The 17,822-nt window shown below is 65.7% G+C and carries 19 protein-coding genes; 6 read left to right on the top strand and 13 right to left on the bottom strand.

All coding sequences use genetic code 11. From position 1 onward, the window contains the following. Positions 1–13: 13 nt before the first annotated feature. From HYG95_RS10655 to HYG95_RS10620, 8 genes are all read right to left on the bottom strand, one after another. On the bottom strand, positions 14–1,516 hold the full coding sequence (locus tag HYG95_RS10655) for an NAD(P)/FAD-dependent oxidoreductase (RefSeq protein WP_181697832.1): 1,503 nt from the start codon (positions 1,514–1,516) through the stop codon (positions 14–16). A gap of 29 nt (positions 1,517–1,545) precedes the next feature. Further along, positions 1,546–3,198: an AMP-binding protein gene (locus HYG95_RS10650; protein WP_181697831.1), complete on the bottom strand. Its 1,653-nt coding sequence runs from the start codon at positions 3,196–3,198 to the stop codon at positions 1,546–1,548. After that, positions 3,188–4,198 carry an SDR family NAD(P)-dependent oxidoreductase gene (locus HYG95_RS10645; RefSeq protein WP_181697830.1) on the bottom strand — a complete coding sequence of 337 codons (1,011 nt, stop codon included), beginning with the start codon at positions 4,196–4,198 and terminating at the stop codon, positions 3,188–3,190. The genes HYG95_RS10650 and HYG95_RS10645 overlap by 11 nt, the downstream gene beginning before the upstream one ends. Positions 4,199–4,204: 6 nt before the next feature. Next, positions 4,205–4,876, bottom strand: coding sequence for a TetR/AcrR family transcriptional regulator (locus HYG95_RS10640; RefSeq protein ID WP_181697829.1), 672 nt, complete (start codon positions 4,874–4,876; stop codon positions 4,205–4,207). Between the two features lie 731 nt (positions 4,877–5,607). After that, on the bottom strand, positions 5,608–6,087 hold the full coding sequence (locus HYG95_RS10635) for an ankyrin repeat domain-containing protein (RefSeq protein ID WP_181697828.1): 480 nt from the start codon (positions 6,085–6,087) through the stop codon (positions 5,608–5,610). A gap of 99 nt (positions 6,088–6,186) precedes the next feature. Further along, positions 6,187–6,720: a hypothetical protein gene (locus HYG95_RS10630; RefSeq protein WP_181697827.1), complete on the bottom strand. Its 534-nt coding sequence runs from the start codon at positions 6,718–6,720 to the stop codon at positions 6,187–6,189. 346 nt (positions 6,721–7,066) lie between these two features. After that, positions 7,067–7,714: an SMI1/KNR4 family protein gene (locus HYG95_RS10625; protein ID WP_220139307.1), complete on the bottom strand. Its 648-nt coding sequence runs from the start codon at positions 7,712–7,714 to the stop codon at positions 7,067–7,069. Between the two features lie 132 nt (positions 7,715–7,846). After that, positions 7,847–8,356: a DUF1990 family protein gene (locus tag HYG95_RS10620; RefSeq protein ID WP_181697825.1), complete on the bottom strand. Its 510-nt coding sequence runs from the start codon at positions 8,354–8,356 to the stop codon at positions 7,847–7,849. A 171-nt stretch (positions 8,357–8,527) separates the two neighbouring features. On the opposite strand from HYG95_RS10620, the gene HYG95_RS10615 reads away from it, so the two are divergent. Beyond that, on the top strand, positions 8,528–9,148 hold the full coding sequence (locus HYG95_RS10615; protein WP_220139306.1) for a helix-turn-helix domain-containing protein: 621 nt from the start codon (positions 8,528–8,530) through the stop codon (positions 9,146–9,148). On the opposite strand, the gene HYG95_RS10610 is transcribed toward HYG95_RS10615, so the two are convergent. Both HYG95_RS10610 and HYG95_RS10605 read right to left on the bottom strand, forming a co-directional pair. Further along, positions 9,130–9,705 (bottom strand): dihydrofolate reductase family protein, encoded by a 576-nt coding sequence (locus tag HYG95_RS10610; protein WP_181697823.1) that lies wholly within the window; start codon positions 9,703–9,705, stop codon positions 9,130–9,132. The two genes, HYG95_RS10615 and HYG95_RS10610, sit on opposite strands and share 19 nt — an antisense overlap. Positions 9,706–9,927: 222 nt before the next feature. After that, a complete protein-coding gene (locus HYG95_RS10605; protein WP_181697822.1) occupies positions 9,928–10,551 on the bottom strand; it encodes a hypothetical protein in 624 nt (207 codons plus the stop codon). 507 nt (positions 10,552–11,058) lie between these two features. Between HYG95_RS10605 and HYG95_RS10600 the strand changes: the two genes are divergently transcribed. From HYG95_RS10600 to HYG95_RS10590, 3 genes are all read left to right on the top strand, one after another. After that, entirely contained in the window at positions 11,059–12,183 is a 1,125-nt protein-coding gene (locus tag HYG95_RS10600; protein WP_181697821.1) for an NADAR family protein, read from the top strand. A gap of 47 nt (positions 12,184–12,230) precedes the next feature. Next, positions 12,231–12,926, top strand: coding sequence for a class I SAM-dependent methyltransferase (locus HYG95_RS10595; RefSeq protein ID WP_181697820.1), 696 nt, complete (start codon positions 12,231–12,233; stop codon positions 12,924–12,926). A gap of 160 nt (positions 12,927–13,086) precedes the next feature. Continuing rightward, a complete protein-coding gene (locus tag HYG95_RS10590; RefSeq protein WP_181697819.1) occupies positions 13,087–13,485 on the top strand; it encodes a hypothetical protein in 399 nt (132 codons plus the stop codon). Between the two features lie 112 nt (positions 13,486–13,597). Here HYG95_RS10590 and HYG95_RS10585 read toward each other — a convergent pair whose 3' ends face one another. Together HYG95_RS10585 and HYG95_RS10580 are read right to left on the bottom strand one after the other, a co-directional pair. Further along, positions 13,598–14,023: a hypothetical protein gene (locus HYG95_RS10585; RefSeq protein WP_181697818.1), complete on the bottom strand. Its 426-nt coding sequence runs from the start codon at positions 14,021–14,023 to the stop codon at positions 13,598–13,600. Between the two features lie 66 nt (positions 14,024–14,089). Further along, positions 14,090–14,650: a TetR/AcrR family transcriptional regulator gene (locus tag HYG95_RS10580; RefSeq protein WP_181697817.1), complete on the bottom strand. Its 561-nt coding sequence runs from the start codon at positions 14,648–14,650 to the stop codon at positions 14,090–14,092. 70 nt (positions 14,651–14,720) lie between these two features. Between HYG95_RS10580 and HYG95_RS10575 the strand changes: the two genes are divergently transcribed. Both HYG95_RS10575 and HYG95_RS10570 read left to right on the top strand, forming a co-directional pair. Continuing rightward, complete coding sequence (locus tag HYG95_RS10575) at positions 14,721–15,494, top strand: ABC transporter ATP-binding protein (protein ID WP_181697816.1); 774 nt, start codon at positions 14,721–14,723, stop codon at positions 15,492–15,494. Further along, positions 15,491–16,804, top strand: a complete 1,314-nt coding sequence (locus tag HYG95_RS10570; protein WP_370465757.1) for an FtsX-like permease family protein — start codon at positions 15,491–15,493, stop codon at positions 16,802–16,804. The genes HYG95_RS10575 and HYG95_RS10570 overlap by 4 nt, the downstream gene beginning before the upstream one ends. Before the next feature lie 94 nt (positions 16,805–16,898). Here HYG95_RS10570 and HYG95_RS10565 read toward each other — a convergent pair whose 3' ends face one another. Further along, positions 16,899–17,804, bottom strand: a complete 906-nt coding sequence (locus HYG95_RS10565) for an alpha/beta fold hydrolase (RefSeq protein WP_220139304.1) — start codon at positions 17,802–17,804, stop codon at positions 16,899–16,901. Positions 17,805–17,822: the final 18 nt, after the last annotated feature.

Here is a 17,822-nt window from a genome sequence, read left to right as displayed (position 1 = left end):
CCTTGCTTCGAGTTCAGATGGTGGTCGGTGCGAACACCGCGCTGGTGTCAGCCGTCGCGTCGATGAGGAAGTCGCGGTCGTCGGGTTCGGTGAGCATGGTGGTCATCGTTTTGCGGTCGAACGGCCACAGATCGATGGTGTTCTGGTCGGTGAAGTACCAGGAGTTGCAGCCGGTGTTCCACACCGTCGGGCCCATCGCCTGCGCGACGGCATCGTTGAACCGGGCCGTCGCGGCCTCGGTGACTTCGACGGTGTCGAGCTCGCCGGTGGCGAACCGATGCAACCAGCGGGTGATGTAGCGAGCGGTCAGTTCGGCCGAGTACTGCAGCGAGATCGAGCCCGTCGGCGAATTCGGGCCCAGCACCGTGAACAGATTCGGAAACCCGGGTATCGCCGTCATCCGGTAGGCGCGTGGGCCTTTCGCCCAAGCCTCGTCGATGTGCAGGCCGTCGCGGCCGCGCAGGTTCATCGGACGCATGTAATTGTGCGGGTGGAAACCGGTGGCGAAAACGATGACGTCGACGGGATGTTCGCGTCCGTCGGCGGTGCGGATCCCGTTCGGGGTGACCTCGGTGATCTTGTCGGTGACCAGCTCGGCATTGTCGGCTTGGATCGCCCGATAGTAGGTACCGGAGATCACCTGCCGCTTACACAATGGCTCGTAATCCGGGGTCAACGCCTCACGCAAACCCTCGTCACGCACCTGAGCACGCAACGACCACCGCGCCAGCTGTTGCATGGTCCGCCTGCGCCAGGTCGGGCGCAACGCGACATCGGCGAGAATCCCCGACGCCCACAACGACACCGCGTACACCCGGTCATGCACGGTGGGTGACGCCGCGAGAAGTTTTGCGACCAGCTTGGATTGGGTCAACCCCATCGGCGCCCACAGCACCCACTGCGGCGTGCGCGTGAACTGAGTCAGCTTCGACGCGCCCGGCTGCAGTGCCGAAACAACCTGCACACCAGTCGATCCCGAGCCGATCACCGCGATCCGTTTGCCCACGGTGTCGAGCGAGTCGTCCCAACGGGCGGTGTGCACCGTGTCGCCGGTGAAAGTGTCGAGGCCCGGAATCTTGGGGGTGAACGGGTGGTGCAGTACCCCGGTCGCGGCGATGACGAAGTCTGCCGTCGACTCGGTGCCGTCGGCAAGGGTGACGACCCAACCGCGTCCGTCGAATACCGCGTCGGTCACTTCGCTGTTCAGACGCAGGTGTTCACGCAGCCCGAACTTGTCGACGACCTCGGCGTGGTAGCGCTGGATCTCCGGACCGGTGGCCCAGACCCGGCTCCAATCGGGCTTGGGCGCGAACCCGAACTGGTAGAGCTGCGACGGCACGTCGCAGGTCAACCCCGGGTAACGGTTCCAGAACCACACCCCACCGACATCGGATCCCTTCTCCAGGATCACGAAATCGTCGAAACCGGCCTTCTTGAACGTCACCGCCGCCGAGATCCCGGCAACACCAGCACCGATGATGATGATCTTCGGCGCACGAACCGGCCTTATTGCCATCAGCTTTGCCTTTCGAGCAGAAGGGTGGTTCACGACCCGGCCAGAGAGTGCAGTTTCGCCCGCAAGACCTTGCCGCTGGCGTTGCGGGGGATCTCGTCGAGCACGACGAACCGCTTGGGCACCTTGTAGCGCTCGAGGCCTTCGCGCACATGCTGTTTGAGCGCGTCCTCCCCCAGCGCGGCAGCACCAGGTGCGAGCACGATGAAGGCGTTGAGGACTTGCCCGAACTCGGCATCGGGCACGCCGATTACGACCGCGTCGGTGATGTCGGGGTGCGCGGCGAGGCGGTCTTCGACCTCGCCGGGGAAGACGTTCTCTCCACCGGAGACGATCATGTCGTCGGCGCGACCGTCGATGAACAACCGACGTTCACCGTCGAAATGCCCCATGTCGCCGGTGGACACGTGCCTGTCGATGACCTCTTTGGTCGAGACCTTCGCGGTGGGGTCGGGGGTGTATCCGGTGTACTCCAGACCGCTGCGCACGAAGATCTCGCCGATCTCTCCCGGCGCGGCCTCGGTGCGGTCCGCGCGGAGGATCCGCACGGACACGCCCAGCGAGGTTCGCCCGATCGTGTCAGGCGCGGCGACAAGATCGGCGGGGGCGGCGATGGTGACCAGGCCGGCCTCGGTCGAGCCGTACCCGTTGATCAGGATCGGGCCGAAGGTCTCGATCAGCTTCGAGACCGTGGTCGGCGAGATCGGTGCCGCCCCGGTCACCATGACCCGCAGCGACGACCGCGCCGACCGGCTCTCGGCCAGCCCCGGCACAGCGAGCAGCCGTTGCAGCATCACCGGCACCGCCATCACCACCGTGACCCGGTGGCGGGCGATGTCATCGAGCGCGGTCGCCGCGTCGAAGCGACGTCGGCAGATCGCTGTCGCGCCCAGAGCCAACGGACCCAGCAGCGCCACCAGCCCGAAGCCGTGAAACATCGGCGGCGCGACCAACACCCGGTCGGTGGACCGCAGCCGCAGGTGCGCCATCGCAGTCAACGTCAGCAACACGATCGCGGTCGGCTTGACCGCACGAGGTACGCCCTTGGCCAGTCCCGTGGTGCCCGAGGTGAGCAATGTCAGCTTCACGGCGTGCCGTACCCGCGGTGGTTTCGGGTGGCTTCGAGTGGCGAGATCGTCCAGCGTCGGAAGTCCCGCCAGGTCGGCGTCCGGCTCACGCCAGGCCAGCACCCTAAGACCAGGGAAGTTCGTCTCCTGCACCGTGTCGGCATATTCGGCGTCATAGATCAGCACATCCGGGTTGTGCCGGGCCAGAATCGCATGCAACTGAGCGGCGGGAAGCTCGGTGTTGATGAAGATCAGCTCCGCGCCCAGCTGCGCACCGGCCGCCATCGCCTCGGCGAACCCGCGATGGTTACGGCAGATGATCCCCACCGATTTCGGCGGTACCGGGCACGCGGCATACAAGGCCGCGGCGATCGCTTCGGCCCGCTGCTGCAGCTGCCGGTAGGTCAGTTGCCCGGTGTCGTCGATGATGGCGACCTTGTCCGGATGTCGAATCGCGGTGGCCGACAACAACATCGCCGGTGTCGGGCCGTACTGGTGGAAGCTGCGCGCCAACGCCGCGGCTTTGCGCGGGCCGACCGGGGCCAACATTCCCGAAGCGAGCACCGCCGGAATCGCCGAACACCACTGCCGCACACTGTGAGTCAGGTCAGCGGACATCGGTGATCACCTGCCCGTTACGGGTGGGATCGGTGACCGCCGCCGGTGCCGGAGCCGCTTGAGCGGCAGCAACCGGGGCAGATGGCTTCAGCCGCGACAACGAGACCTCGGTGTCACCGAGGTTGCGGAAGATCCGCTCGACGATCAATTCCAACGGCCACCGCAAGACTGTTGCGAACATCGCCAACGGGAACCCGTAGAGCGGGGTCATCGTGCGCGGCTTCTTCACCACCGCCTTGGCCAGCACCTTCGCCGCATCGTCTGGGGTCTGACCGGGCAGCACCCGCATCCAGCGGCTCGGCGCGCTCATCCGGGTGTGCAGCAAACCACCGTAGAACGTGGTCAACGTGACCCCGTCGGCGCGAGCTTCCATGCCGACCGCACGCATCCACCAGTCGAACGCCAGCTTCGACGACAGGTAGAACCCCCACTTCGGGACGTTGGGGAACATGATCCCGACCGTGGAAACGTTCACGATGTGACCGCTACCGCGCGCCCGCATCCCTGGCAGCAGAGCCAGGGTGAGGCGCATCGGCCCGAGATAGTTCGCACCGGTCGTCGCGGTGATGTCCTTTGGCCGGTCGTAGGACAGGTGAATCGAACGGCGCAACGACTTGCCCGCGTTGTGGATCAGCACATCGACCTCGCCGAGGTCGTAACGCACCGACGCCGCGAATTCCGCGACCGACTGTTCATCGGTCAGGTCCAGTCGGTACGGGTGGGCCTCTCCCCCAGCGGCGTTGATCTCCTCGGCCACCTCGAGCAACCGATCCATCGTTCGAGCGGCGATCACCACCCGGGCGCCGGCCGCCGCGAACCATCGCGCGGTTGCCTCCCCGACACCGAACGATGCCCCGGTGATCACGACCACCTTGCCCTCGACCTCACGACGAAGGACGGCTTGGCTACGCAACCCGCGCGGGCCGACGACCCACGCGATCGCTCGCGCGAACGGTGTCTCGACGATCCGCGAGGGACCGGTAGGCAGAACTTCAGACATCAGTAATCACTCCGTCGTCTTCGACACGGTGGAAAGGGGGCCCAGGAAAGCCACAGCTTGCGGATCGGCGAGCACAGCGTCGATGGCTCGCTGGGTCAACTCGATATCGGGATCGGTGCGCAGCGCCGCCAGGATCGTGCCGAACAAGTTTCCGACCACCAACTCCTTGACCTGCTCACGGCTGATCTCGCGGGTCCGCGACCAATGCAGAACCAGACCTTCGATATAGGACACGAAGCCGCTGATCGCGGCACGCAACACCGGTGAGGACTCCGAACCGGTCACCTCGATGACCAGCGCATCGGTCAACTGGGTGCGGTGCCGGTCACGGATCTGGCGCACTTCGGCGTCGGCCACGTCGGCGAACAGCGCTTCGAACGCGCGCGGCTGCTGCTCGGCTTCATCGAGCAGCCGGTCGATGCCCCGGTTCAGCCGATCCAGCGCCGGGCCGCGCATGGCCAGCAGATCCCCCCAGAACTCCTCGGCCGCCTGCTCCAATACCGCCAGATAGAACCCTCGTTTCCCGCCGAAGTGATAGCTGATCGACCCCGCTGCCACCCCCAGGGAGCGCGCCAGGTCGACGATGGAGACCTCTTCGTAGCGGTCGCTGCTGAACGCCGCCTTGCCCGCCGCGAGCAGCGCCGTACGCGAGGCCGCGCCGCGCCGATTGCTGACCATCACACCTCCCAAGTTGTTGAATCAGATTCAGCTAGTTAGAGGGTAGGTGCTGCCAGCAAGGCAGGTCAAGGATTATCTGAACAAGATTCAAATATCTGGTGGGAGTCCGGGAGTACGGGGTTCGCGACCGTCAATCCCGGGCCGTGGGCGATCGGTATTCCGAGTACGGCCCGCTCGGCTTTGACTCGGCCGATGACGACCAATGACGGCGACATCGAGGCCGACTCGCAAGCGCTCGACCACTCCTGTCAACCAGGCGGTGCGCAGAGACAGGGACGGGCCGAAAGCAGAAGCAACCCCGCCGGGGGTACCGAGACAGCCGCGTCTTGGCTGCTATCGTGTTGCCACGATCCTTCGATATGTATTCGATCGCACTCGATCACAGATTCCCGGTCGTTCGGCGCGAGATCAGAATGCAAGTCCCCTCTCGCGCACACATTCCTGGCTTTCGGGTCAGATCGCGGCTGATCGGACGGCGCCGAGTGGGGTCCGCGCGTGTCTAGAACCCGGCGCGTGCGAGAAACGTCTCGGCGTCCTGCACGGTGACCAAGTGGCTCACGTTCAGCCACAGACCGGTGCGGCGGTCGAGGTACTCCATGAGGTTCCGAGACCCACCGTCCGCGTTGCATGAACCACCGCCCCTGCTCGCTTGGGCGCGGCAGCGTCGGTGAGTTGCGAGTGGACCTCGGGCGACGGCGTCGCCGGTCCGGCCGGTGGCGGTGCGCCGCAGTTTACTGTTCGAGCAGCCGGAGTATCTCCGCCGTCCCGTCTGTAGGACGCATTGCGGCGAGCTCCCGAGGGGTTTTTCCGCTCGCGAGGCCTGCCTGCGGGCCCATCCGAACATCGACCCGCGCTCCGGCCTGCAAGAGAGCTCGGATGCACTCGAGTGAACCGCCGTAGGCTGCTGCGCACAGCGGCGGCCACTCAGTCGGAAGATCCGGATTCATGCCATGGTCGAGCAGTAGCCTCACCGTCTCGGCATGGCCCTTGTCCGCGGCCTTCGAAAGAGCTCTCGGCTCCACCTCGATTCCCTCGGCCAGCAGGTACGCGAGGATCTCGGGTCTGCCCCACTCCGCGGCCCAGCCGGAAAGAGTGCCTCCCGGCGCGGTGGCGCTCGCCAGGTCGACGCCGGCCTCGTGAGCGCGTCGCACCTCGTCGATGTCGCGACGAATGACAGCCATTACGAGATCGAACTCTTCCGCTCCGAGCACCACATCAGTATCCCCGCAGCGAAACCCCCGGTGCGACTGGGCTTTTCACCACAGCGGCACCGGGAGTCCCGAAGCAGGGGCAACTTCCGACCTACCTTCTCAGGGCAGGACCTGCGGAACGACCTCCGGATTCACATGGCCCACAACGCCACCGATGATGGCACCGATTGCCGCGTGGGGAAGAACGCCGAGGAGGAGGCAGATCGGGTAGCCCACACCCAAGACGATCGCGGACGGGATGCAGTTGACCAGCGTGGCCAGCGCACCGAGACCGGCACCGGCGAGAGCACCGTTGACCACCGGGTCGGAGTTCTCGGCCTTCGGATTGGTTGCGACTTCTTCCACCTGGTTCTCGATCACGTCCGAAACAACGGGGGCGGTTGCCTCGGAAATCGCGGGAGCTGCCACCTCCGAAACCAAGCCTTCGTCCGAAAGCTCGGCGGCCTGCGGAATCGAAGGCTCGGCATCCTGCGAAATCACTGCGCCGGCCGGGACGGCGGATCCGAACGAAAACTCGGCAACAGCCGTCGCGAAGTTGTCCCCCGGGACGGCCAGCACGGTGGCCGACTGAGCCTGCTGGTCGGCGGCGGCGTCCGCCGACGCGACGCCGCTACCGGCGAAGGCGACCGCCACAACTACGGGCAGTGCACCGAGGAGAATGTTGCGGGTTGAACGCATGAACATTGACTACTCCCTCTCGACCTTTTGCCCCCCAAAGCTGGACCAAGCGAATGTCGACCGGGCTATTAGTAATAGCCGAAAGATATTAAATCAATCTTTGTGATCTATTTCACATCTGCGCCGATCGACCAATCCATTCTTTGGTTCAGATCCGCGATCGATATGCGAATCACCTTTCGCGCACAGATTTGAAACACGCATGCAGCGTTCGGAATTCGGCGTGATTGCCCGGCTCACGGTCGGCGGCGTCGTGGGTCTCGCCGGGATGAACGCCCCCCTGGAGATGGCCGTCCGAAAGTCACCGCTGATTCTCGGCGGCCGAGAAGGTTCGAGCTGAGTTTCGCGCTGAGTAAAAGCGCTGGCCGCCACCTGGATAAAGAACGAGGCAGTAGCCACCTCGCTCACGGGCTGTGCGGTTGTTGCGCTCACTCAGGCGGAGCTGTGCGTCGACATAGTGGGCGAACGTGGCCGCGATCTGAATGTCCTCGTCGGGACTTCCATCCGTCCATCGCAGAACCGGTCCGTCGAATCCCCCGATTGCACGCACGTAATCGAATGTATAGCCCTGATGGGTGAGAACGATGGCGGCGTCGGGCGGTAGTGTCCACCTGCCGCCCACGTCTTCGACGATCTCCCGTGCGTCGTCACACAGCCGATCGAAGCATCGGATACCCCCGCGATCGCTCCCCCGGAAGAGGTCACCGCACGCCCCACCCATCTGCAGCAGGTACTGACGAAACACCTCAGGGAACCGCCCGCCGATCCGCTTCTCGACAGCCTCGAGCTCCGCGTCGGTACAGCCCTCGAAGGTGGTGAGCCGTGCCTGATGCCGGTCGATCAACTCTTGCGGCGTGTCGACAAAGACATACTCCGGCGTGCGCGCGAGCGCGATCAGTCGCGACTTCCATTCTTCGACAACGGCTTCGGCGGTCATTTCCCCGGACATAGGCAGGATCGTCGCACGGCCGTTCGCTGCTGCACCAGCGAAAATCTGCGGCTCTGCTGGCGGTGTCACCGCTGTTGTTCAGCATCGACGTGTGGGCTGGTGTCGCCGCGTCAACAACGCACGTCGACGCGGTCAGCGCAGCAGTGCACGCAGATAGCGGCGGCGGTAGTGACGCTGGGCGACGAGCAGGATCGGAAAGATCGTCCGCCAGAATCCGGTCGGCGCGGGTCGGGTGAGCGACCTCAGTGTGAATTCCACGGTCCCGTCAGGTCGTCGATGCACCACGAACGCCTCCTCACCACACACCGGATGCCCAGGCAGGGTGCCATAAGCGAACCCACACCTGTCCTCGGTATCGACCACCGCCACCACCCGCACGGGTTCATGGACCGACAGCGGCCCCCACCCCACGCTCACCCGATACTCCGCGCCGACAGCGACGGTCCCATCCGGGACGACCCGAAACCCACTGCGCCGCTTCACACCCCAGCACAACACCGCCTGCCTCGCCGCTTCCCACACCTGCTCACCGTCCCCGATCACCACGCAGGTCTCGAATCGCTGGAACCCGTCGGGACCTTCGGCCCACATGCGCTCGGCGGGGCAGGTCGAGCCTGCGGGTGCGTAGGTCAGATCGTGCATGCCTAGGACGGTACTTTCCCCGACAACGGCGGCGGTCAGCTCCAGAGACGGGGACCAGATCGTCGCACGGCCGATTAGCATCGACGTGTGGGTTTGGTGTTCGAGGGGCGCGGGTCCGATTCGCCGTGGGTTTCCACGGTATGGACCTGTCGTAGCGAGCACGTGGCGGAGATGACCTCCGTGGCGACCGAGACGTGGGGATTGGTCTTCTGGGACCAGGACGGTGTGCGCGGAGCCGCGGTGACGGGGCCGGAGAGCCGGGCGGGAACGGCGCCGGTACCCGAGGGCGCCAGTTTCCTCGGTGTCCAGTTCGCTGTCGGCACCTCGTTGCGTACCGTCGCGACATCGTCGCTGGTAGACGGTGGAATCATGCTGCCGGACATCACCGACCGCGGCTTCTGGCTCGACGGAACACGCTGGGAGACACCACACCCGGACGACGCCGAGGCGCTCGTCGGACGGCTGGTCGCGGCGGGGGTGGTCGGTCGCGACCAACTGGTCGTCGAGGCACTGCGTGGTGCACAGCCCGCGGTCGGTGAGCGGACACTCGAACGCCGATTCCGCACCTCCACCGGCCTCACGCAAGGGGCGGTCCGTCAGATCGAACGCGTCCGCACCGCGGCTCAGCTGCTGAGTGCGGGTGAGACGGCGGCCGATGTGGTGGCCAAGCTCGAGTACTACGACGAACCCCACCTCGCCCGCGCGCTGCGACGCTATGTCGGGCGCACAGCGCGGCAATTACGCGAAGGTACGGGCGGGGCGATCGCGCTCGGTCAGCGCACCACGTCGTAGACGAGTTTCGCTACACCGTTGCTGTAGGTATCCGAATCCCGCAGCCGCAGTTGCTGTTTCGGTCGGTCCGAATGACTGAAGAGGTTCTTGCCCGCGCCGAGCAGGACCGGGAAGACCAACAGGTTGTAGCGGTCGATCAGGTCGGCATCGCCGAGACTCCGTGCCAGTTCGGCACTGCCGTGGATGAAGATGGCCCCACCGTCGGACTGCTTCAGCTTCTCCACGTCCGCGACGGTCCGCAGGATCGTGATGTCACCCCAGCCGTCGATCAGATCGTCCTCGGACAGTGTCGAGGACACCACATACTTGGGCAGATCCTTGTACGCGGCGTGGTCTTCGGAATCCCGCCAGATCGGCGCGAACGCCTCATAGCTGCGACGCCCGAACATCAGCGCCGAGGTCTCCGCGAGCTCCTCCCCCTTGAGCGAATACGCCTCCGGCACGAACTCGGTCTGCATGACCCACCCACCACTGCGATGCCCTTCAACGGTGCCACCGGGCGAATCGACCACTCCGTCGAGCGACATGAATCCCGTGTAAACCAGCTCGCGTGTCATGCGATTCCTCCTGAAGATCGTGCGTCGGACTGCACTCACCCTAAGTCGAGGCACCAACGCCCGTCTTGGACGAAACCGACACGATCACCCCGGCCGGAGATCAGGCGGACCGAGCTCTCCACTGCCTCGGTGAACGCCGTGATCCGGGCCACCTCGACTCGGTGTCCGCCGGGCACGGCCGATCCGGCCGGAAGCACCCTCCCGGCCGGATCACCCAGCGCATCACACCAATTCGGGTACGCGCAGGTGCGCGAAGCCGAGCCGGAACTCCGCTACATCGAGGACGTCGGCGCTCAGGCTGCGCGAGGCCGCGGCCCTCATCCGGTCCGTGTGTTCGCGGCTGCTGTCCAACTCCTCGACACTCGACCAGACGGTGGAGCCGACCGCGCGCCCGGTTTCCCGGTCGACGAACAAGCTGGCGCTGCGGAACCCTTCGAGCTCCTCGAACGCAGGCAGCAGTCTGTTCTTGAATGTGTCGATCAGCAGGTCCATCCCGGCCGGCTCCACCTGCAACCAGGTGCATCGGGTGCACGCGCGCGGGCCTGCCAGATGTTCGCGGTGCATGACGGCGACATCCCATTCGTCGATCTTCTCCAGCCGCCCACTCATCGCCTGGGCCAGACCGTCCCGCAACGGCTGGGCACGCGATTGGCTCGACTGCAGCGCTTCCTCCGAATCCCACGCGGTCGTGGCGATGCAACGTCCCGTCGCCCTGTTCACCATCAGCGACAGGCCGACCCATCCGTCGAGCTCGGGCAACTGCGGCATCACGTTGTTACGGAGGTACGCGATCCCGCTGTCGATCGAAGACGGCTGAGCCGCGATAGTGCTCGAACGTGCGTACACAGGCAACCTCCTGCTTCTCCAAGAGTGGCGCCCCCGGTGGACACCACCGGACATACCCACTGTCCTCCGCACCGGCCGTCCGCACAATGCCGCACACCAACACCTCGCCCGACCTCGGAATTTCGGCGAAATAGTCAGGCGACAAGTATTGACAGCAGGAGAAATCGGAGCAGACTGGAGAGATACCGGAGCACCGGAAAATGGCTACGCTACCGACAGAGACGTCCGTCGACAGCGGTGAGTTGTTTTTCAGGATCCGGCTAAGCCCCCGGCAAGCCAGTCGAATTCCGGAGCTGTCAGCGACGACTGACAACTCATGGTTCGATGGAGACTACCGGGGACTGTTCTGTGTGGGGGTATCTCTCTGATGAGACCACGGGCCAGGCCGCCGCTCTCTGCGTCAATAGAGGAAGTAGGCGAGAGCCTTCTCAATAGACATGGTGACTACAACGTGGGGTGGGTCATCGGTGGGCTGGGGCCCGGTGCGGGCGGACTACGCTGAGCCTCATGGGTCGGGGTAATCGGACATATCGGGTTGTCGATGGGCAGCGGATCGAGGGCACTTGGCGGCCGATCTTCATCCGCAACGGTGGCAGCTATTTCCTCACCGACCTGAAGATTTACGCCGACGGTGCGATCGACTGCTGGGGCATGGTCGATCTCGACGGGCTGCGCGACAAACTCGCGAGCGGGTGGATCGCGACCACCATCGAGGCGGGTGCCCGTGCGTCGGCGCACGACCTGGCCGGTTGGCAGTTTCTCGATCCGCAGGTGTGGATCAACCCGGACGACTTCGTTGTTCAGGTCGCCGACGCGATCGACCGGCTCAACGATCGACCTGATTCGACCGGTCGTTGTCGCCGGCTGATCGCCGATTACGTGAGCAGCCGCGACGAGGCCGACCGCCGTGCGCTGGCCGAGGCGTACCTGAAGATCCCGGAGTCGGATCGCCGTTATGCACTCGGCGACATGGACAACAAGGACCGTCCCCTACGGGTGATCTGCACGCCCGTGGATGAGCCGATGATCGGCGGCGGTGAGTTCGTCACCGAGAAGATGCGGGAGGCAGCGTTCGCCTATTTCATTGAACGCGAACAGTCCGGAGCCAAGTGGGCGAAACAGCGAGTGACGGACGAGCCGGAAGGTGGCCGATCCGGCCCGATCACGTTGAGCCATGTCGTGTACCCACAAGGCTGGCCGGAAGACGCCGGGCTTTCGGTGCTGCGCAACGAGTTTCCCGCGCCGATCAGTTATGCCGGCAAACTGTATCCAACAGTCGTGCACGCATATTGGGCGCTGTCCACGCAAGAACCTGACATCGCTGAACAGATCCGGCAGACCGAGCGCCCCTTCGACGCCAAAAAGATTGCCGGGTCAGGCACACGACACTCCGGATGGTCGGTGAGGCGGGCCGCCGTCATGGCCGCGCTTCTTCGCGCGAAGTTCGCTCGATACCCCGAACTGGCTGAGCAGCTCATCGCAACCGGTGACAGCCCCATCTACTATCAGGAATTCGACGCCCCGTACTGGGGGACGGAGGGTTCGGATGGAGCCAACTGGATTGGCCGACTCCTGGAACTGGTCCGCGCGGAATTGGCCTGCGCGGGTGTCAAAGTCGCCGAACCCTGCTGAGCCCCGAGGACCGCGCGGAATCAGCCACTAGGACAGTAGGACCGACATTGTTTCGACCTGATCCTGAACACGAGGCCGCCGCCCCGTACACGCGGGCCTTCCTGACGGTCTACGACGCCTGGGTGATCCGGCTGAGCAACAGATTTGCCTGGCGATGCGACTCCGGCGTCATGCTCGAGCTCTACAACCAGAACCTCGGCAGGCGGCACCTCGAGATCGGCCCCGGCAGCGGTTGGTATCTCGCGAATACCTCTGCCGCGCCCAACCCGGGGCACATCACGCTGATGGACTTGAATCCGACTCCACTGTCGTTCACCGCTCGCCGCATCAACAGGCCCGATCGGGTGGTGGAGTCGGTCTGCGGAAGTGTCCTGAATCCGGTCCCGGTCGAGGCCGGAACGGGATACGACTCGGTCGGAATCAACTTCGTCCTGCACTGCGTACCAGGCGATTTCACCGAAAAGGGAGTGGCATTCAGCCACCTCGCCGCTGTCCTCACCGACGACGGCGTACTGTTCGGATCCACCATCCTCGGCCGGCACAAGGCATCACGCACGTTATTCGGCCGCGCACTCACTGCCGTCTACAGCCGAGTAGGCGCGTTCAACAACCGCCACGACGACCGCGGCGAACTCGAGACCTCCCTTAGCGAAGCGTTCGGCGAGTGCAGCATCACCGACGTCGGTGCCGTCACGCTGTTCACAGCTCGACGACCACGTCGCCGACCATCATCGCCAAGCTGACATCCCCATCGCTGCAATCGTTCACCGGATGCGGGCGCGTCAGCGCAGGTGTCAGTTGAGCGTCAGGTCCGTGTCAGCGAGGGCCGACAGAGTGTGTTCATCGAACAAAGCGGTCCTACTCCGAAGGAGCTGGACCACAACGGATTACGAGGAGCACATCATGAACGCCACCAGCACCCTGACCGACCAGGACAAGGCCACCCTGCGCACCGCCGCGTACGGGGCCGTCGCGTTGATCGCTGCCGCGGGCGCTCCGCACAAGGCTGTTTCGCACGGCACCATCGCTCTTACCTCCGCGACGGGACTCGTCGGTCATGTCCTGTCGGCGAAGTCGCGTGATATCCGGCTGCCGGGCAAGACTGTCGCCGACCTCGCCGACACCGTGCTGCCCAGCCTCACCGCCGCCATGGCTGCGCTTGCCGCTCACCCCGCCGAGGCAGCCAACTTCCGTGACACCGTGCTCATCGCGATCGAGCCGGCCAATCACGCCGCCAAGGGTGCTCCGCTCCCGGCGGTGACCGCGATGGCCGCCAAGATCGCGGGCGCGCTCGAGGTCTGAGCATCGACCGGTACCGAGACACCATCGGCAGTCGCGGACCGGAGGCCCGAACTGAATACCGAATACACCTGCGGCGCCCCTGATTTCACGATCCGGGGCGCCGCTGTGCTGCCTACGAACCCGACGACAGGGCCGAAGGCCCATCACGGTCGATTTCCGCACCCAGGAAATTCGCGCTCATCGGAAACGTTTGCACCAACTCGGGTTTCGGCGGGCCGGGGTAGGTGTAGCCGTAGGTCCCATCCGCCTGCAGCTCCCAGCGGGGCGGTTCCGGTGTGCCCAGCTTCGTGACGGTGGGACACCAGGCAGGCAGGTCGGCGGACTCGCGCGGCGGAATCCAGACGCTGCGCCGGGCGCTCGCACCCTCGGTGCACAGGACGAGGGCGTCGACGCGGTAGGGGTCGTCGGTGTTGTTGGTGCAGGTGAAGCGGTGGCAATCGACCCCCGGCACCACCTGCTGCGCCGTCGCGGCCGGGGCCGCCGCGACCAGGGCGGCGAATGCTGCGCCGAGCACAGCGACCGTAAACCGTTGCTTCATGGGACAACTCCTCCACTTTCCTGCCTCGCCGATCTGAGGCGCACACGGCACACCCTAGTTACGGGACTATGAGTTTCGCAATGTGTCGACCGAAACGATGCGCTCCGCGGTGGGAGCGTGATCAGGGTCGGCGAGCCACTGACTGGCCACACCCACCAGCAGCGCGAAGTAGTGCGACCCGACCGCATCGATGACATCGGCATCAGCGGTGTCGAGGTCGAGCCCGCCGAAGGCGCGGGCGAGGATGCGGCGAGCCGCGCGCTGCCCGGTGGCGATCATCGCCCTGATCTCCTCGTCGTGACGGGCGGCCGACACCGACTCGAAGTTGACGTACCACAGCGCCCGGTGCTCGTTGATCGACGCGATGATGCGTTCCCATCTGGCCGCGTTGCCCGCCGGACCGGGTGGATCCACGCCGTCGAGTGCCGCGAAGAGAACGTCACCCCATTCCCGGTTGAGGTCGTGCAACGTCTCGGTGAGCAGGCGCTCCTTTGAGCCGAAGTGATAGTTGATCGACGCCTGATTGGCTCCCGACGCCTTGACCAGCTCGCGGACGGTCGTGTTCGCGTAGCCCAGCGAGAGCAGACAGTCACGTGCCGCCTGCCGGAGCTTGTCTCGATTGCTCATGTCCCGATAGTATATATAAACGTTCGTTTACAACGATCGTTTAGTACAGTCGTTCACATGGAGGAATCCCATGCACGCCACTACTTCGGCCCCGCCAGTGCTGTCACTGCGCGGGCTGCGTCGCGAATATCCCGGTGAGAGCGGGTCGGTCCACGCGCTGCGCGGTGTCGACCTCGACCTCGCGCCCGGTTCGTTCACGGCAGTCATGGGCCCCTCGGGTTCGGGCAAAACCACGCTCCTGCACTGCGCGGCCGGATTACAGCCACCCACCTCGGGCCGCATCACCTTCGGCGGCCAGGCACTGGACGCGCTCGACGAGACCGAGCTGGCGAAACTGCGTCGCCGCCGGATCGGTTTCGTCTTCCAGTCGTTCAACCTGCTGCCCGCACTGTCGACCATTGACAATGTGGAGCTGCCGCTGCGCCTGGACGGGCGACGCCCCGACCGCGACCGCACCCGCGCGCTCCTGGCCCACGTCGGGCTCGGCGAGCGCGCCGATCACCGGCCCGACCAGCTCTCCGGGGGCCAACGCCAGCGCGTCGCGATCGCCCGTGCCCTGATCACCGACCCCGAGCTGGTGTTCGCCGACGAGCCGACCGGCGCACTCGACATCCGTAGCGCCCGTGACGTTCTCACCCTGCTGCGCCGCCTGGCCGACCAGGGGCAGACCATCATCATGGTCACCCACGACCCGGTCGCCGCGTCGTACTCCGACGAGGTCCTGTTCCTCGCCGACGGCACCCTCGTCGACCGCCTCTCGCGACCGACGGCGGGCGATGTCGCGAACCGGATGGCCGTGCTGGTCGAATCCGCCGAACGCGGCTCGAACGCGTGGTCGCGATGATGCGCCTGGCCGCGCGCTCGTTCGCGCATCACCGAACCTCCGCCGTCGCCACCGGGCTCGTCGCAGCCGCCGGAACCGCGCTGGTCACCGCCATGGCTGGCCTGTTGGGCACCGGACTTTCCGCCGGCGGCGACCGCGATTTTCTCGTGCGGTTCCCGCTCATCCTCGGCGGTTGGGTACTGGCGATCGTCCTGTTCGCCATGATCTCCACGATCGCGGTGGCACTGCACGGCAGGACGAACGAGATCGCGGGCATCCGTCTCATCGGCGCCACGCCGTCGCAGATACGCCGGATGGTCGCCGGTGAGACCGCCATCGTGGCGAGCATCGCCGCGGTGCCGGGCCTGATCGGCGGACAACTGCTCGGCGCGGGCCTGCTCGCGGGAATCCGCCGCGCGGGCCTGGTCGACGAGGCCACCGGCTATTCGCCCGGCGCGGCGCTCCCCTCGGTCGCGACCGTGCTGATGCTTGGTGCGGCCGTCGCCGCCGCCTGGCTCGGTAGCCGCACCATCGCCGCCCGCAGCCCCATCGATGATCCCACTCCGGCACGGATGCGCGGCGGTGCGACGCGCATCCGCCGGATCGCGGCAGGTGCGGCGCTCGCGGCCGGTCTGGGATCGTCGACGGCCGTGCTCGCGGTCGATGCGGACGACATCCTGACCACCGCCCTCACCGGTCCGGCTTGTGTCCTCGCGGCAGTCGGGTCCGGCCTGCTCGCACCGGAGCTGATCCGTGCGGCGCACCGCGTGATCGCCAAGGCCCCGGTCCTGCGGTCCGGCCCCGCCGGGCACCTCATCGCACGCAACCTCGCAACCGCACCGGAACGGTTACGTCCTGCGGTCACTTTCCTGACTCTGTTCATCGGGGTCGCCGCGGGCACCCTGTCCATGCAGAGCATCGAGAACCGTCACGGCGCCGCAGGCACCGACGGGGAGCTGATGGCCACCATCAACTACCTGGTGGTATTCCTCATCGCCGCGTTCATGGTAATCGCCTTGTCCAACAACCTGATCGCCGCCATCGCCCGCCGTCACCCGGAGTTCGCCACCATGCACCTCATCGGCGCGACGGCGAGCCAGTCACAACGGATGCTCGTCGGCGAGGCCGCAGCAGCCGTCATCATCAGCGCTGTCACCGGTGCGTTCGGAGCGTTCGTCACCACCGTCCCGTTCGCGATCGTGAAGACCGGTGATCCGCTCGCCGCGTTCGCACCATTGCCCTATGCGCTCGCCGTCGTGCTCGGTGCGGGCACGACGGTCGGGGTGACCGCGGCGGCAGGCCGTCGAGCGGTTCGAGCAGCTGCGGCGTAACAGGACCGTCGGCCGACCGGATAGCCGTCAACCGGTCGGCCCGACGTGCGCTGAGCGCAATCGACCGGATTTCGTTCTCGGACAGACGGTTCCGCTACCGCGCGGCCCATTCACGGAAAGCGGCGACGAACTCCTCGGGTGCGTCCGACTCCACGTAAGTTCCCGCGCCCTCGACGATCACGGTCTTGTGAGCGACGAATGTCGCTTCGAGTCGCTCACGCTCCTGAGCACGGAAGGCGATGTCGGCGTCACCCCACACGATCAGCGTCGGCAGGTGAGCGATGGTGGCGAGTCCGGCCTCGATTTCGGCGAAGAATGCCCGGCTGGCCAGGACACGGCCGGGCAGCACGGCGCAAGCCTGACGGCGCTCCGGCGTATCCAATGCCTTGCTGTAGTGCGACATTTCGGCCGCTGTCGGCTTGCGCCTCCGGTGTCCCGTGGGAATGAAGGTGTTGACCAGCAGATTGAACCGGCGGATCAGGAAGCGGCTCAGGGGCCCGCCGGCGAGGCGGCCGAAAGCCTCGAAGTGGAGAATGCCGTTGACCGGCCAGGCCCAGGTGTTGGCAAGCACCAGCCGATCGAAGACGGCAGGCCGACGCTGCACGACAGCCAGCCCGATCGTGCCACCCCAGTCCTGCCCGACCAGGGTGACGCCGTCGAGGCCGAGCCGGTCGACGAAGGCGGTGACCACGTCGGCGTGTTCTTCCGGCAGGTAGCCGTAGCCGGGTTTCGCCGTCGACAACCCGAAGCCGGGGTAGTCCAGGGCGATGCATCGATAGTCGCCGCGCAGCTCACGGATCACGTCGCGCCAGAGGAACGACCAGGTCGGGTTGCCGTGCAGCAACAGCAGGGTCGGGCCGGATCCCTCGTCGACGTAATGCACTGTGTGCCCGTCGATCTCGACGAATCGGCTCTCGAACGGGAACAGTTCGTCGTCGACCCAACCGGGCCGCACGCTCTTGGTTGTGTCGGCCACGGTGGTCTCCTCAGAACTCGGCATCAGAGTATGCTTGAGGAT

The organism is Nocardia sp. GTS18 (assembly GCF_013839555.1).
GTDB classification, from domain to species: Bacteria; Actinomycetota; Actinomycetes; order Mycobacteriales; family Mycobacteriaceae; genus Nocardia; species Nocardia rosealba.
The sequence above is the reverse complement of the archived record's forward strand: the minus strand, read 5'-3'. Positions and strand labels throughout refer to the sequence as shown.

Coding starts and splice junctions, on each gene's coding strand:
- HYG95_RS10645 (WP_181697830.1), bottom strand. CDS start 4,198: ATGTCTGAAGTTCTGCCTACCGGTCCCTCGCGGATCGTCGAGACACCG.
- HYG95_RS10600 (WP_181697821.1), top strand. CDS start 11,059: ATGGGTCGGGGTAATCGGACATATCGGGTTGTCGATGGGCAGCGGATC.
- HYG95_RS10655 (WP_181697832.1), bottom strand. CDS start 1,516: ATGGCAATAAGGCCGGTTCGTGCGCCGAAGATCATCATCATCGGTGCT.
- HYG95_RS10625 (WP_220139307.1), bottom strand. CDS start 7,714: ATGTCCGGGGAAATGACCGCCGAAGCCGTTGTCGAAGAATGGAAGTCG.
- HYG95_RS10640 (WP_181697829.1), bottom strand. CDS start 4,876: ATGGTCAGCAATCGGCGCGGCGCGGCCTCGCGTACGGCGCTGCTCGCG.
- HYG95_RS10650 (WP_181697831.1), bottom strand. CDS start 3,198: ATGTCCGCTGACCTGACTCACAGTGTGCGGCAGTGGTGTTCGGCGATT.
- HYG95_RS10590 (WP_181697819.1), top strand. CDS start 13,087: ATGAACGCCACCAGCACCCTGACCGACCAGGACAAGGCCACCCTGCGC.
- HYG95_RS10585 (WP_181697818.1), bottom strand. CDS start 14,023: ATGAAGCAACGGTTTACGGTCGCTGTGCTCGGCGCAGCATTCGCCGCC.
- HYG95_RS10570 (WP_370465757.1), top strand. CDS start 15,491: ATGATGCGCCTGGCCGCGCGCTCGTTCGCGCATCACCGAACCTCCGCC.
- HYG95_RS10615 (WP_220139306.1), top strand. CDS start 8,528: ATGACCTCCGTGGCGACCGAGACGTGGGGATTGGTCTTCTGGGACCAG.
- HYG95_RS10580 (WP_181697817.1), bottom strand. CDS start 14,650: ATGAGCAATCGAGACAAGCTCCGGCAGGCGGCACGTGACTGTCTGCTC.
- HYG95_RS10575 (WP_181697816.1), top strand. CDS start 14,721: ATGCACGCCACTACTTCGGCCCCGCCAGTGCTGTCACTGCGCGGGCTG.
- HYG95_RS10610 (WP_181697823.1), bottom strand. CDS start 9,705: ATGACACGCGAGCTGGTTTACACGGGATTCATGTCGCTCGACGGAGTG.
- HYG95_RS10565 (WP_220139304.1), bottom strand. CDS start 17,804: ATGCCGAGTTCTGAGGAGACCACCGTGGCCGACACAACCAAGAGCGTG.
- HYG95_RS10620 (WP_181697825.1), bottom strand. CDS start 8,356: ATGCACGATCTGACCTACGCACCCGCAGGCTCGACCTGCCCCGCCGAG.